Origin of the sequence: Streptomyces qinglanensis, from assembly GCF_900111245.1 — a bacterium.
GTDB lineage: Bacteria > Actinomycetota > Actinomycetes > Streptomycetales > Streptomycetaceae > Streptomyces > Streptomyces qinglanensis.
In genome coordinates this window covers 16732-29831 of sequence record NZ_FOGO01000022.1, presented here as the reverse complement: position 1 = coordinate 29831, position 13100 = coordinate 16732, and the positions used below count along the sequence as shown (strand labels likewise).

The following is a 13100-nucleotide window of genomic DNA, read 5'->3' as shown; positions in this document are numbered from 1 at the left end:
GGTTGATAGGCCGGATCTGGAAGCACGGTAACGTGTGGAGGTGACCGGTACTAATAGGCCGAGGGCTTGTCCATAGAGGCTCGCGTCCACTGTGTTGGTTCTGAGACAACAACCGTGCAAGCACCACCCTGTCGTTGGGGTGTGTTGTGCTGCTGGTTGTGTGTTTCACCGTGTTTCGGTGGTCATAGCGTGAGGGAAACGCCCGGTCACATTCCGAACCCGGAAGCTAAGCCTTTCAGCGCCGATGGTACTGCATGCGGGAGCGTGTGGGAGAGTAGGACGCCGCCGAACTCTTTGTGGGGAAAGCCCCGTCGGATTCATCCGACGGGGCTTTCTCACGTTCAGAACCGATTCGTCTTCCCGCCTCCAACCGTCCTTGTCGGCCGGCTGCCCCTGGCGGTCATCCGGTTTGCGGCGATCCGGCTTCCGAGGTGGACGATCTGCAGCGCAGTACGCGTGCCGATGGTCGTCCGGCTCTGTCCGCCCGCCCTTTCTGAGGCCGCCCCCTGGTTTGGTCCGGTTCCCGGAACCGTCCGGAGCCGAAAGGCCCCTGCCTCCCCGTTCACAACCGTCCCGCCGCTTTGAGCGAGAGATAGACGTCGGTGAGTGCGGAGGCGATTCTGGCCGGGGGCTCGTCCACGACAGTCACGCCGTGCCGACGCAGACGCTCGGCCGTCTCCTGTCGTTCCCCGAGCGCCTGTGCCGCTGCTGCAGCCCCGTACACCGCGTCGAGAGTGCCCCGTCCGCGCGCCATCTCCCTGATGCGGGGATCGGATACCGAGGCGACAAGAACAGCGTGCCGTCGGGTGAGGAGCGGCAGAACTGGCAGCAGCCCCTCGTCGACCGGTGCGCGATCGAGCCCGGTCAGGAGGACCAGGAGCGATCCGCTGGGTGTCGTACGGAGAGCTCTTGCCGCCAGAGCGCGCAGGTCGGATTCCGTGAGAACGGGCTCGAGAGGGGCCATGGCCGCTACGAGCGCGGGCAGCGTGCCGGGGCCGGAGCGGCCCGTGACGCTCGTCCTGGTGACACGATCATGGGCGAGCAGGTCGACGCGGTCGCCGGCGCGGACGGCCGAGGCGGCGAGGAGCAGTGCTGCGTCCATGGCCACGTCGAGGCGGGGAACGTCACCGACTCGGCCTGCCGATGTGCGGCCCGTGTCGAGGACGAGGAGGATCCGGCGGTCCCGCTCGGGCCGCCAGGTCCGGACGGCCACGTCCCCGCGTCGTGCCGTGGCACGCCAGTCGATGGAACGGGTGTCGTCTCCGGGCGCGTATTCCCGCAGGCTGTCGAACTCGGTCCCGTCACCGCTGGTCAGGATGCTTGTGCGGCCGTCGAGTTCGCGGAGGCGGGCCAGTTTCCCCGGAAGGAGCCTCCGACTCGGGAAGGCGGGAAGGACGCGGACGGTCCAGGGGACCTCGTGATGCCCTTGGCGGGCGGCGAGGCCCAGGGGGCCGTGCGAACGGACCGTGACGCGCACGGCTTCGCGGTCCCCGCGGCGGGTGGGCTCGAGCCGCGTGGTGACGCGGCGTCGCTCTCCAGGAGGTACGCGCAGCGTGTGGCGGCTCGCACGGCCGGAGAGGTCGTGCGGCCAACTGCTGGGCGGCCAGGCGTCGCGGAGGTCCGCGTGCAGGGCGCGGGTACTGGGGTTCGTGACGACGAGAGAGACGAGTGCCTGTTCGCCGAGTCGAACTGATGTGTCACCGCTTCGGGTGAACTGAAGCTGACTCACTGGCGCGGCCAGGAACAGGTCGGCCACGATGGCGATCAGCAAGGGGAGTTCGACGGCGAGGATTCCGGTCCAACTGGGCAGCAGGAGGCCCACGATGAGCGTGGCCAAGGCGGCTGCGAGGGCTGTTCTGCCGGTGAGGGCCATGGAAGGAACCGGACTTCTCAGCGGGGGACAGGGGTGTGGGTCAGAACGGAGTGCAGCACGCTGTCAGAGGTGACACCTTCCATCTCGGCCTCGGGTCGTAGCCGGACCCGGTGCCGGAGCGTGGGCGGGGCGAATGCCTTCACGTCGTCGGGCGTGACGTAGTCCCGACCGGTGAGCCAGGCCCAGGCGCGGGCGGCGGAGAGCAGAGCGGTAGCGCCTCGGGGGGAGACCCCGAGGGAGAGCGAGGGGGAATCGCGGGTGGCACGGCAGATATCGACGACATAGCCGGTGACGTCGGGGGAGACGGTGGTCCGGGCGACGGCTGCGCGCGCAGCTTCGATCTCGGCGCGGCCCGCGACAGGGCGTACGCCCATGGCGGCCAGGTCCCGGGGGTCGAAGCCCTCGGCGTGCCGCGTGAGTACATCGAGCTCGGTGTCCCGAGAGGGTAGCGGGATGGTCAGTTTCAGCAGGAAGCGGTCGAGCTGGGCCTCGGGCAGGGGGTAGGTCCCCTCGTACTCGACGGGGTTCTGGGTGGCGGCGACGAGGAAGGGCTCGGGCAGCGGATGGGGTCTGCCGTCGACCGAGACCTGGTGTTCTTCCATGGCTTCCAGCAGCGATGCCTGAGTTTTCGGAGGAGTGCGGTTGATCTCGTCGGCGAGCAGGAGATTGGTGAACACCGGGCCGGGTTGGAAGGAGAACGTGGCTGCGCGCGAGTCGTAGATCAGTGAACCGGTGACGTCGCCGGGCATCAGGTCCGGTGTGAACTGCACTCTTCTGGTGTCGAGTTCGAGTGCGGTGGCCAGGGTGCGCACGAGGAGTGTCTTGGCGACACCCGGCACACCCTCGAGCAGTACGTGCCCTCGGCACAGCAGGGCGATGACGAGACCGGTGACTGCGGCGTCCTGTCCTACGACGGCCTTGGAGATTTCCTGGCGGAGGGCTTCGAGGGCGCTGCGGGCGCTGTCTGCGGAGGGGGCGCTCACGGGGCGATGTCCTTGTCTGTCTGTCGACGGTGCTGCTGCGGACCGAAGGGGGCGAAGAGTTGCTCAAGGAGGTCGAGTTCCTCCGCGAGGCGGAGCAGTGCGGAGTCGTTCGGAGGAGGGGAGCCGAAGAGGAGGGAGCGGATACTGGCCTCGTCGTGCAGCGGTTCATCCGGTCCGGGTGACGCTCGGTCCGCTGCTCGGGCGGTCAGGACAGGGACCAGTGCCTCGGGGTCATCGGCCTGTGCACGAGGCACTCCGGTCAGGAGGGCGAGCCGGCCGCGGCAGGCAGTGCGGAGGGCGTCGGCCGCGTGACCGCGATCGTTGGCTCTCCGGTAGAGGCGGGATCTTCCCTCCGTCGCCTCCGCTGCGGGCACAGTGACCGGGAGCTGTTCGGTGACGAGAGGGCCCAGGCGCCGTGCCCTCCACAGGGCGGCGAGGAGGGCCGCGACGGCCAGCTGTACGGCCGCCCAGGACCAGCCGCCGGGCACCAGGTCGAAGAAGCTGCGCTCCTGGTCGTCGGAGGGAGCCGCACCGCTGTCGGAGGGGAGGTACCAGAGGAGCTGTGGGTGGGGCCCGAGGAGTTGCAGGACCAGGGAGGCGTTGCCGTGGTGATCGAGGTGTTCGTTGCGGAGGGGGTCGGCCGTACCCAGGAGGACGGTGTCGCCGCGGGACGGCGTGCGGAGGCGCAGCAGGGTGGCGCGGCCGTTCCTCGGATAGCACCTCTCGGCGAGTCGGTCGGTGGTGCCGTAGCGGTGTCCGCCGAGGTCCGCACTGTCGGCGCGGCGCGCCGCGGGCAGGTCGCAGTCCGGAGGTGTCGGCTGGACGGGTAGGGCGGCGAAGGTGCGGATGCCGGGGGTGAGAGCGGCGGTTGTCTTCGCGTCAGGCGCCAGCAGGACGGTGCGGCCGGAGTCCTCGGCCGCTGTGTGGAGGGCGGCGCGTTGACGCTCGGTGAGGGAGTTGGGGAAGGGGACGAGGAGTGTGGTGTCGGGTCCGGTCCGTCGGCGCAGGGCGGAGGAGTCGGTGAGGACTGTGGTGTGCACGCCCCGGTCGGTGAGCAGGCGGGCGAGGGCCTTGCTGCCCTCGGGCGAGGCCGAGCGGGGGTCCAGTGGGGCGGTGTGCTCGGCGGAGCGGAGTGCGGCGAGGGTCACCCCGGCGACAGCGAGCAGCGCGGCAGCCAGGAGAAGCCCGCGGGCCCGCTGCCATATGTGACGTGCGAGGGGTGAGGTGGAGGTGGGGGCAGTGGTCGTCACACGGCCCATCCGTGGGGAGTCGGCGCTGTGGGGGTGCGGCTCGCGGGCGGGTTGGGTCTGGTGTGGAGGAGGGCGTTGTCCAGGTCGCGGAGGAGGGCGTAGTCGGTGGGGCCGGCCGGTCGGTCGGCGTAGGTGACCTCGTCGAAGATGCGGGCGGCGGCCCGTAGCTGTTCGGCGAGTTCGGGGAGGTCGGTGGCGGCCTCGTTGGTGGCTTCGTCGGCTGTGCGGCCAGGGCGGGGGTCGAGCAGTGCGCGCTCCTCCAGGGAGCGGACCAGGGCGCGCATCCGTTCCTGGACAGCCGGATTCCAGCGGTCGGCCCCGGCGTGGGATGCGGCGGCTGCGCGGTGTTCGGCCGCGTTGCGGAGCCGGTCGGTGAACAGGGCCGCGGAGTCGGTGGTGGGGCGGGCGCGAAGGGAGCCCAGCCGCAGGCGGAGGGCGACGAGGAGAAGGACGAGGACGCAGGCCAGGACGGTGAGGCCCACAGATCCGCCCGGGGCGGCTTCGGCGGCGGTGCGGAGCAGGTCGCCGAGGCGGTCCCACAGCCAGTCGAGGGCGCGGTGCAGCAGGGAGGGATCGTGCTGGTGGTATTCGGGGCGGGACAGTTCCCGCTCGGCGTCCTCGCGGGCCGGTAGCCGGGGGATGGTGACGGGGCCGTCGCCCTCGTCCGCGGTGGCCGTCCGGTGGAGAGCGGCGGCGCGGCAGCGGGAGAGCGCTTCGGTGTGTCCCCCCGGCACGGTGTCAGCCTCCCGCGGTGGGGGGTTCGGTGTCCCGGTGCTCGAAGCCGGGGACGCCTGCCGCGCGGGCCAGCTCGAGGTCGAGGGCCTCGCGTCGGATGCGTTGGTCGAGGTAGAGGAGGGCGGTGATGCCCGCGCTGAGGGGGAGGGCCACGGTCGAGGCCAGGACGGAGCCGATGCCGTTGATGACGAGGGAGCTCCAGGTCGTCGCGGCCGCGGGGTCGGTGAGGGTGTCGCCGCCGCTGACGAGTGCGGAGACGGCGGTGGTCGGCAGCGAGACCACGAAGGAGATGGCGGTGATCAGCACCAGAGTGAGCAGTTGGATGCCCAGGATGCGCCACCAGCTTCCGGTCACCAGTTTGGCCGAGCGCCGCATGGCCGCGATCAGCCCCTGCTTCTCCAGCATCAGCGCGGGCGGCGCGAGGCAGAAGCGGACCCAGACCCAGGCTGCGGCGGCGATTCCGCCCAGCAGCCCGAAGAACAGCAGGAGGAGCGCCAGGCCGACCGGTCCCGCAAACGCGACGAGTATCCCGGGGAGCAGGCAGCCGAAGAGGACGAGGCAGACCAGGAGGGGAAGGAGGAGCAGCAGGCCCAGCAGGCGGGGGAGCTGCGGGCGTGCATCGCGCCATGCCTCACCGGGAGTGACCTGGCGGCCGAGGACCGCACGGCTGACGACCACGGTGAGCATGGCGGTGGCGACCACGGTGCCGAGCATGCCGACGATCCAGGTCACGCTCAGGGTGCTGAGCGTGTCGGTGAGGGCGTTGTTCAGTTCCTCGAGGCTGGGCTCGTCGTTCTTGGTCAGCGTCTCGAACGCGGTCGAGTCGCCGAGCCAGAGGCGCATGGTGAGGACCGAGACGAGCTCGGTGAGGACGGCGACGACGAGGGCGATGCCCAGCGCGGTGCGCCAGTGGGCCCGCATGGCGCTGACGGAGCCGTCCAGGATCTCCCCGATGCCCAGGGGGCGGAGCGGGACGACGCCGGGCTTCGCGGCCTGCGGCGGGTGTGCCCAGGCTGCGGGCGGGCCGTTGTGGTTCCAGCCCGAGGCGGGGCCGGGGGGTACGGCTCCGGGGCCCGCTGTCCCCCCTCGCGGGCCGCCGGGGTGCTGCTGCGGGATCTGCTCCCGGCTGCCGCGCCGGCCGCGGCTGTCGTCCCGGTTGCCCCAGTCCCACCCCTGCGGGGCGGCAGGCGGCTGGTCGGCGGCCCAGTTGCGGGGGCGGTCGTCCGCCTCGGGCCGGGGTGTCTCGGGTGCGGTGCGCTCCGTGTCGTCGCCCGTCGGGCCCCCGACGCGCGGTCCGGGCGTGCCGGAGGGGCGGGGGTCGGGCGAAGCGGATCCGGGCGAAGCCCGGTCCGGGGAGTCGTTCACGTGAGGTCACCTCGTGTAATCCCGGGCCTGGTGGGCTGCCCATCGTGCCACGGGGCGGTGCGGGTGCGGCCAGTCGGGAGCCTGCGACGCCCTTCAGGTGGCCTGCGCCGAACGGGCAGACTGGACGGATGGCTGACGAGTGTGTGCCCGTGATCCGTTACGAGGAGTCATCGGAGGGGCCTGTGGTGGTCCTTCTCGACCAGACCCGGCTGCCGGTGGAGGAGGCGGAGCTGGTGTGCGCGGACGTGCCCGCGCTGGTGGCCGCCATTCGGTCGCTGGCGGTGCGGGGTGCGCCGGTTCTGGGTGTCGCCGGTGGCTACGGGGTCGCATTGGCCGCGGCGCGGCGTTTCGACGTGGCGGAGGCCGCGGAGCAGTTGGCACATGCGCGGCCGACGGCGGTGAACCTCGCCTACGGGGCGCGGCGGGTGGAGGCCGCGTATCGGGAGGCTGCCGGTGGCGGTGCGGCGCACGCGGCTGCCCGGGCGCTGGCTGCGGCGCGGGAGCTGCACCGGGAGGACGCCGAGGCGAGTGCGCGGATGGCCGGGCACGGGAGGGAGCTGCTGGCGGGTCTGGTGCCCGGTGGCGGACTGCGGATCCTGACGCACTGCAACACCGGCAGGCTGGTGTCCGGTGGTGAGGGCACGGCGCTGGCCGTGGTGAAGGCCGTGCATCGGGCCGGTGAGCTGCGGCGGCTGTGGGTGGGGGAGACGCGTCCGCTGCTGCAGGGGTCGAGGCTGACGGCGTACGAGGCGGCCGAGGCGGGGATGGCCTACAGCGTGCTGGCGGACGGTGCCGCCGGGTCGCTGTTCGCGGCTGGTGAGGTGGATGCGGTGCTCGTCGGCGCCGACCGGATCGCGGCGGACGGCTCGGTGGCGAACAAGGTCGGTACGTATCCGCTGGCGGTGCTGGCGGGCCACCATGGGGTGCCGTTCGTGGTGGTGGCTCCGGTGACCACGATCGATCCGGACACGGAGACGGGCAGTGGTATCGAAGTGGAGCAGCGGGCGGCTCATGAGGTGACGGTGGGACCCGGGCCGGGATCGGGTCCGGCGGGTGCTGGAGGGGGCCCGGCGCTGGCTCCGGTGGGGGCGCACGCCTACAATCCGGCGTTCGATGTGACGCCGTCCGCCCTGGTCACGGCGGTGGTCACGGATGAGGGGACAGCCTCGCCCGTGACGGCCGCCGGGATCGCGGAACTGTGTTCCACATCACGAAAGCGAGCGTCACGATCGGCTAATGGGATGATGAAGGCATGAAGGGACGCGTCCTTGTCGTCGATGACGACACCGCACTGGCGGAAATGCTCGGCATTGTGCTGCGTGGAGAAGGCTTCGAACCGTCGTTCGTCGCGGACGGCGACAAGGCGCTCGCCGCCTTTCGGGAGACCAAGCCGGATCTGGTGCTGCTCGACCTGATGCTGCCGGGGAGGGACGGAATCGAGGTGTGCCGCCTGATCCGGGCGGAATCCGGTGTGCCGGTGGTCATGCTCACGGCCAAGAGCGACACGGTCGACGTGGTGGTCGGGCTCGAGTCGGGGGCCGACGACTACATCGTCAAACCGTTCAAGCCCAAGGAACTGGTGGCGCGGATCAGGGCGCGGTTGCGGCGCTCCGAGGAGCCCGCGCCGGAGCAGTTGGCCATCGGCGACCTGGTGATCGATGTGGCCGGGCACTCGGTCAAGCGGGAGGGCCGGTCCATAGCCCTGACCCCGCTCGAGTTCGACCTCCTGGTGGCGCTGGCGCGGAAGCCGTGGCAGGTCTTCACGCGCGAGGTGCTGCTGGAGCAGGTGTGGGGCTACCGGCACGCGGCGGACACCAGGCTGGTCAATGTGCACGTGCAGCGGCTGCGCTCGAAGGTCGAGAAGGACCCGGAGCGGCCGGAGATCGTCGTGACCGTGCGGGGTGTGGGCTACAAGGCCGGGCCGGGCTGAGATGGCCCGTAACACCGCACCGAACCGCACCGGCGGGGGGCGGGGGACGGGCCGCGACTCCGATGTGTCCAAATTCGGACGTCTGTGGAGAAGCGGGGTCCTCTTCTCCGACGGCCTGCTCCCCGAGGGGGCGACCGGTCCCGGCGCGCGCCCCATGGTGCGGTTCTTCGTGCGGTGGGTGCGGAGGCCGCTGCTGCCTGTGATGCGGCTGTGGCGGCGGAACATCCAGCTCCGGGTGGTCGTGGCGACGCTGCTGCTCTCGCTGGGAGTCGTGCTGCTCCTGGGGCTCGTCGTCATCGGGCAGGTCCGCAACGGCTTGCTGGAGGCCAAGGAGCAGACGGCGCAGAGCCAGGCTTCCGGCGGCTTCGCCGCTGCCGAGCGGATGGCCGACAGCGCGGGCAGCGGCCCCAGCGGTGAGGACAGCATCCGGGGCAGCAGGGGTGCGCAGAACTCCGGCACCTGGTTGACCAACCTGGTCGAACAGCTCGCCAGCAGCGGCCAGGGCGTCTATGCGGTGGTGGCGCTCGGTTCCGACAACAGCGAGTCGCCCTTCCTCGGCAACAGCAGCCTCACCACGCGCGGCCCGCGCGCGGCCGGCGACATCCGGCCCGAGAGCATCCCCGCGGATCTGCGCAAGGCCCTCGACGAGGAGCCGGGTCCGCACCGCCGGTACGCCCGCGTCTACCGGCAGGATTCGAGCCGCGAACCGGCGCTGATCGTCGGCAAGCGCCTCAACGACGCGCGCGGCAATCCTTTCCAGCTCTACTACGTCTTCCCCTTCACCCAGGAGGAGGAGTCGCTGAGCCTGGTCAAGGGCACCCTGGCGACGGCCGGGGTGTTCGTCGTGGTGCTGCTGGGCGCGATCGCGTGGCTGGTCGTACGGCAGGTGGTCACGCCCGTGCGGATGGCGGCCGGGATTTCCGAGCGGCTGGCGGCCGGGCGGCTCCAGGAGCGGATGAAGGTCACCGGCGAGGACGACATCGCCCGGTTGGGGGAGTCGTTCAACAAGATGGCGCAGAACCTCCAGCTCAAGATCCAGCAGTTGGAGGAGCTCTCCCGGATGCAGCGCCGCTTCGTCTCGGACGTCTCGCACGAGTTGCGGACGCCCTTGACGACGGTCCGGATGGCTGCCGACGTGATCCACGAGGCGCGTGAGGACTTCGACCCGGTGACCGCCCGCTCGGCGGAACTGCTGCTCGGGCAGCTCGACCGGTTCGAGTCGCTGCTGGCGGATCTGCTGGAGATCAGCCGGTTCGACGCGGGCGCCGCCAACCTCGAGTCGAGCGCCGTCGACCTGCGGGACGTGGTCCACCGGGTGGTGGAGGGCAGCGAGCCGCTCGCCGAGCGCAAGGGCAGCAGGATCCTGGTGAAAGGCGACGAGCAGCCCGTGGTCGCCGAGATGGACGGCCGCAGGATCGAGCGGGTGCTGCGCAATCTGGTCGACAACGCGGTGGAGCACGGGGAGGGCCGCGACGTGGTGGTGCGGCTCGCGACCGGAGGCGGTGCCGTGGCGGTGGCCGTGCGGGACTACGGCGTCGGCCTCAAGGAGGGCGAGGCCGAGCGGGTCTTCAACCGCTTCTGGCGGGCCGATCCGGCCCGGGCCCGCACCACCGGCGGTACCGGACTGGGGCTGTCGATCGCGCTGGAGGACGCCCGGCTGCACGGGGGGTGGCTGCGTGCCTGGGGCGCCCCGGGCGACGGGTCGCAGTTCCTGCTCGTCCTGCCCTGCACCGCCGGCGAGCCGCTGCGGGGCTCTCCGCTGCGGTTGGAGCCCGAGGACTCGCGCCGGAAGCGGGAGCGGGCCAGGGAACGGGAACGGCAGGCGGTGGCGGCGGGGAGCGCGCAGGCGCCGGTCACCGGGGCCACCGGCGGGGCGCGGGACGACGAGCGGCCAGGACATTCCGGAGAGGAGCGGGCATGAGAGCGGGCGAGGGGCGTACGCGGCGGGGCGGAACCGCCGCGCGGCGGCGGCGCGCCCTGGTCGTGCTCGCCTCGTGCGGGGCGCTGCTGGCCGGGTGTGCGTCGATGCCGGACGGGGGCAAGGTCAAGCACGTCAGTTCCTCGCACCGCAGCGGAGCCGACTCCCAGGTGCGGGTCTACAGCGTCAGTCCGCAGAAGGGCGAGGCGCCGACCCAGATAGTCCGGGGCTTTCTGGAGGCGACGACCAGCGACGAGGCCACATTCCCCACCGCGCGCGAATACATGACCCGCGACATGGCCCGCAGATGGGACCCGTTCGCGTCGACGACGGTGCTCTCGGACGCGCCGGATGCCGTGAAGGCGCCGCCGGAGAGCACGGCTGTCGAGGGCGGCTATTCGGTGGAGGTCTCCGGTGACCGGATGGCCGAGGTGGACAGCAAGCACGCCTACTCGCCCTCCGAGGGCAAGTACAGCGAGGTCTTCCGGCTGACCAAGGTGAAAGGCGAGTGGCGCATCGACGAGATGCCGGACGGCCTCGTGCTCGGCGAGTCCGACTTCCAGCGCATCTACCGCCCCATCAACACCTACTACTACGCGCAGCTCGGACCGGATGCGGATTCGATCACTGACGGTCAGAACGTGCTCGTCGCCGATCCGGTCTATCTTCGGCGCCGCATCGACCCGGTCACCGAGACGGTCTCCGCGCTCCTGCAGGGCCCGTCCGGCTGGATCGACCCGGTGGTGAGTTCCTCGTTCCCGCGCGGCAGCCGCCTGGCGCGCGGACAGCACCTCTCCCTCGACGATTCGGGCGTGCTGCGGCTGCGGCTCAACGCCCGCGCTGCCGAGGCCGGCGGCATGCGATGCGCGCGGATGGCGGCGCAGGTGCTGTACTCCGTGCAGGACCAGGCGTCGGCGAAGGTCGGCAAGGTGGAACTGGCCGGTCCCGAGGACCGGCAGCTCTGCTCCCGGACCCGGGAGCAGGTCGCCGCCTTCCAGCCGGGCCGCCTCAACGGCAGTGCGAAGCGGGCGTACTTCATCGACGGGAAGCACCGCGTCGCGTCCTTCAAGCGCAAGAGCGCGTCGGCCCGGCCGGTCGAAGGCCCGCTGGGCAGCGGGCAGGTGGAGATGGGCGCGGTCGCGGTCAACCGGATCGAGAGCGAGGGCGCCGCCGTCTCGCGCGGCCGGCGTGCCCTCTACGTCGCTTCCCTGGAGGGGAGCAGTGCCACCACCGCGCTCGGCGATCCGGTGCTCACCAGCGCGGCGGAGAAGGAGAAGGACCGGCTGACGGCGCCGAGCTGGGACGGGCTGGGCGACCTGTGGGTCGCCGACCGCGACCCGGACGCTCCCCGGCTGCTGCGGCTGCGCAGCGGCAAGGAGCAGCCCGACGAGGTGAGAGTGCCGGACCTGGGCGAGGACGAGCGCATCGAGTCGCTGCGGGTCGCCTCCGACGGGGTGCGGATCCTGCTGCGGGTGCGGGACAGCGAGGGTCGTGCCTCGCTGCAGCTCGGCCGGGTGGTGCGCGGCGGGACGGTGAAGGAGTCCCGGGTGACGGTCGAACAACTGCGTCCGGTCGCTCCCCAACTGGTGGACGTCTCGGCTGCTTCGTGGGCAGGCGGCAGCCGTCTCGTCGTGGTGGGGCGCGAGTCGGGCAGCGTGCAGCAACTGCAGTACATGGAGACCGACGGCTCGGTCTCCGACCAGCCGACGCTCCCGGGGATCACCGATGTGACGGGGGTCGCCGCCTCCGAGGACGAGAGCAAGCCGCTGCTGGCCGATTCCGAGGACGGCATCGTGCGGCTGCCCCCCGACGCGAACTGGCGGATGCTCACGGAGCACGGCTCGGCCCCCGCCTACCCGGGCTGAGCCCGCCGGGGCGCCTCCCCCCGCCGGTCGGCCGGATCCGGCCGTGCCGCTCCCCGTGCCGCGGCACAGCGGAGCGCGGGCGCCGCTCCCCGGGCCGGTGCCGCGGTGCTCCGGAGTTTTCCACAGGGGTGGTGGCACCGGATCCCCGCTGTCAGAGTGGGGTCATGTCGAGGACCTGGCTGGGACTTCGGCAGGAACTCGCAGATCTGGTGCTGCCCGTGGGATGCGCCGGATGCGGTCGCCCGTGTGTGCGGGCCCGCTTGTGCGAAGAGTGCAGCAGCGTGCTGAATGGCGCGGTGCCGCGGCGGGTCCGCCCCTCGCGCGTACCGTCCGGACTGCCGCAGGTGTATGGAGCCCTCACCTACACCGACGAGGCCCGGGCCGCGCTGCTCGCTCACAAGGAACGCGGTGCCCTGGGGCTGGCCGCGCCGCTGGGAGCGGTGCTCGCACGTGCCGTCGAACGCGCCTCGCGTGCGACGGGCACCTCTGCGCCTGCCGCACCTGTCCTGGGCGGGTCGCCCGTCGGGGCAGGCTGCCGGTCGGTACGGCGCCCGGCGTCGATCCTGCTCGTTCCGGTGCCCTCCATGCGGCGGGCGGTCGCGGGGCGGGGGCACGATCCGGTGCGGCGCATGGCGCGGGAGGCCGCGGCCGTGCTCAGGGGGGAGGGCATGGCCGCACAGGTACTGCCGGTGCTGTGCCTGCGCCGGAGGGTCGTCGACCAGGCGGGGCTGAGCGCCGCGGAGCGGACTGCGAATCTTGCCGGAGCTTTGGAGATGGTGCCAGGCGGCGTACGGCTGCTGGGCGGGGGCCGGGTCGTGCTGGTGGACGACGTGATGACGACGGGCGCGACGCTCGCGGAGGCGTCGCGGGCATTGGGAGGCGTGGCCGCGGCCGCGGTGCTCGCGGTGCGCTCGGTCGAGTGATCAGGGAGGACGGAAAGTTGCCTCGCGTGACGCGGTGGAACTATCAGATCGCCGACATCGTTGCAGGTGGTACCAGGGTTCACTCCCCTGATCGGAGGTACGTGCCGGTAGGGGGTGCCGAGCCTCCCCCAGTGGAGGTACGTTCGGATTGGGTGGCGATCTCTCCTCCGGGGGAGAAGGAGGTGAAACTCGCAAGCCGACTCGAGCCGGAGAGCCAAACGGCGGGAGGGCCGAGCCTCCGGCGTCAGTGCACCAAGG

At 71.6% G+C, this 13100-nt stretch carries 10 protein-coding genes and 2 rRNA genes; 7 read left to right on the top strand and 5 right to left on the bottom strand.

The window, feature by feature from the left end; translation table 11 throughout:
* Nucleotides 1-74, top strand: a 23S ribosomal RNA gene (locus BMX65_RS30620); the annotation flags it as partial.
* Between the two features lie 100 nt (nucleotides 75-174).
* Nucleotides 175-291 (top strand): 5S ribosomal RNA (gene rrf / locus BMX65_RS30615).
* A gap of 271 nt (nucleotides 292-562) precedes the next feature.
* Here the strand turns inward: rrf and BMX65_RS30610 are convergent.
* The 5 genes from BMX65_RS30610 to BMX65_RS30590 are packed head-to-tail and all read right to left on the bottom strand — an operon-like array spanning nucleotide 563 to nucleotide 6206.
* The gene (locus tag BMX65_RS30610; protein ID WP_075003613.1) at nucleotides 563-1873 is read right to left on the bottom strand and encodes a DUF58 domain-containing protein; all 1311 of its coding nucleotides are present in this window, start codon (nucleotides 1871-1873) and stop codon (nucleotides 563-565) included.
* A gap of 17 nt (nucleotides 1874-1890) precedes the next feature.
* On the bottom strand, nucleotides 1891-2856 hold the full coding sequence (locus BMX65_RS30605) for an AAA family ATPase (RefSeq protein WP_075003612.1): 966 nt from the start codon (nucleotides 2854-2856) through the stop codon (nucleotides 1891-1893).
* Nucleotides 2853-4115, bottom strand: coding sequence for a DUF4350 domain-containing protein (locus BMX65_RS30600; protein ID WP_338068966.1), 1263 nt, complete (start codon nucleotides 4113-4115; stop codon nucleotides 2853-2855). The genes BMX65_RS30605 and BMX65_RS30600 overlap by 4 nt, the downstream gene beginning before the upstream one ends.
* Entirely contained in the window at nucleotides 4103-4840 is a 738-nt protein-coding gene (locus BMX65_RS30595; protein WP_075003610.1) for a DUF4129 domain-containing protein, read from the bottom strand. The genes BMX65_RS30600 and BMX65_RS30595 overlap by 13 nt, the downstream gene beginning before the upstream one ends.
* Before the next feature lie 4 nt (nucleotides 4841-4844).
* Nucleotides 4845-6206, bottom strand: a complete 1362-nt coding sequence (locus BMX65_RS30590; protein ID WP_075003609.1) for a hypothetical protein — start codon at nucleotides 6204-6206, stop codon at nucleotides 4845-4847.
* Between the two features lie 128 nt (nucleotides 6207-6334).
* On the opposite strand from BMX65_RS30590, the gene mtnA reads away from it, so the two are divergent.
* From mtnA to BMX65_RS30565, 5 genes are all read left to right on the top strand, one after another.
* Complete coding sequence (gene mtnA, locus BMX65_RS30585) at nucleotides 6335-7462, top strand: S-methyl-5-thioribose-1-phosphate isomerase (RefSeq protein ID WP_075003608.1); 1128 nt, start codon at nucleotides 6335-6337, stop codon at nucleotides 7460-7462.
* Nucleotides 7459-8136, top strand: coding sequence for a two-component system response regulator MtrA (gene mtrA, locus BMX65_RS30580; RefSeq protein ID WP_019354225.1), 678 nt, complete (start codon nucleotides 7459-7461; stop codon nucleotides 8134-8136). The genes mtnA and mtrA overlap by 4 nt, the downstream gene beginning before the upstream one ends.
* 1 nt (nucleotide 8137) lies before the next feature.
* Complete coding sequence (gene mtrB / locus BMX65_RS30575; protein ID WP_075003607.1) at nucleotides 8138-10057, top strand: MtrAB system histidine kinase MtrB; 1920 nt, start codon at nucleotides 8138-8140, stop codon at nucleotides 10055-10057.
* Nucleotides 10054-11919, top strand: a complete 1866-nt coding sequence (locus tag BMX65_RS30570) for an LpqB family beta-propeller domain-containing protein (protein ID WP_075003606.1) — start codon at nucleotides 10054-10056, stop codon at nucleotides 11917-11919. Before mtrB ends, BMX65_RS30570 begins: the two co-directional genes overlap by 4 nt.
* Nucleotides 11920-12263: 344 nt before the next feature.
* Entirely contained in the window at nucleotides 12264-12842 is a 579-nt protein-coding gene (locus BMX65_RS30565; protein ID WP_239502278.1) for a ComF family protein, read from the top strand.
* Nucleotides 12843-13100 lie beyond the last annotated feature (258 nt).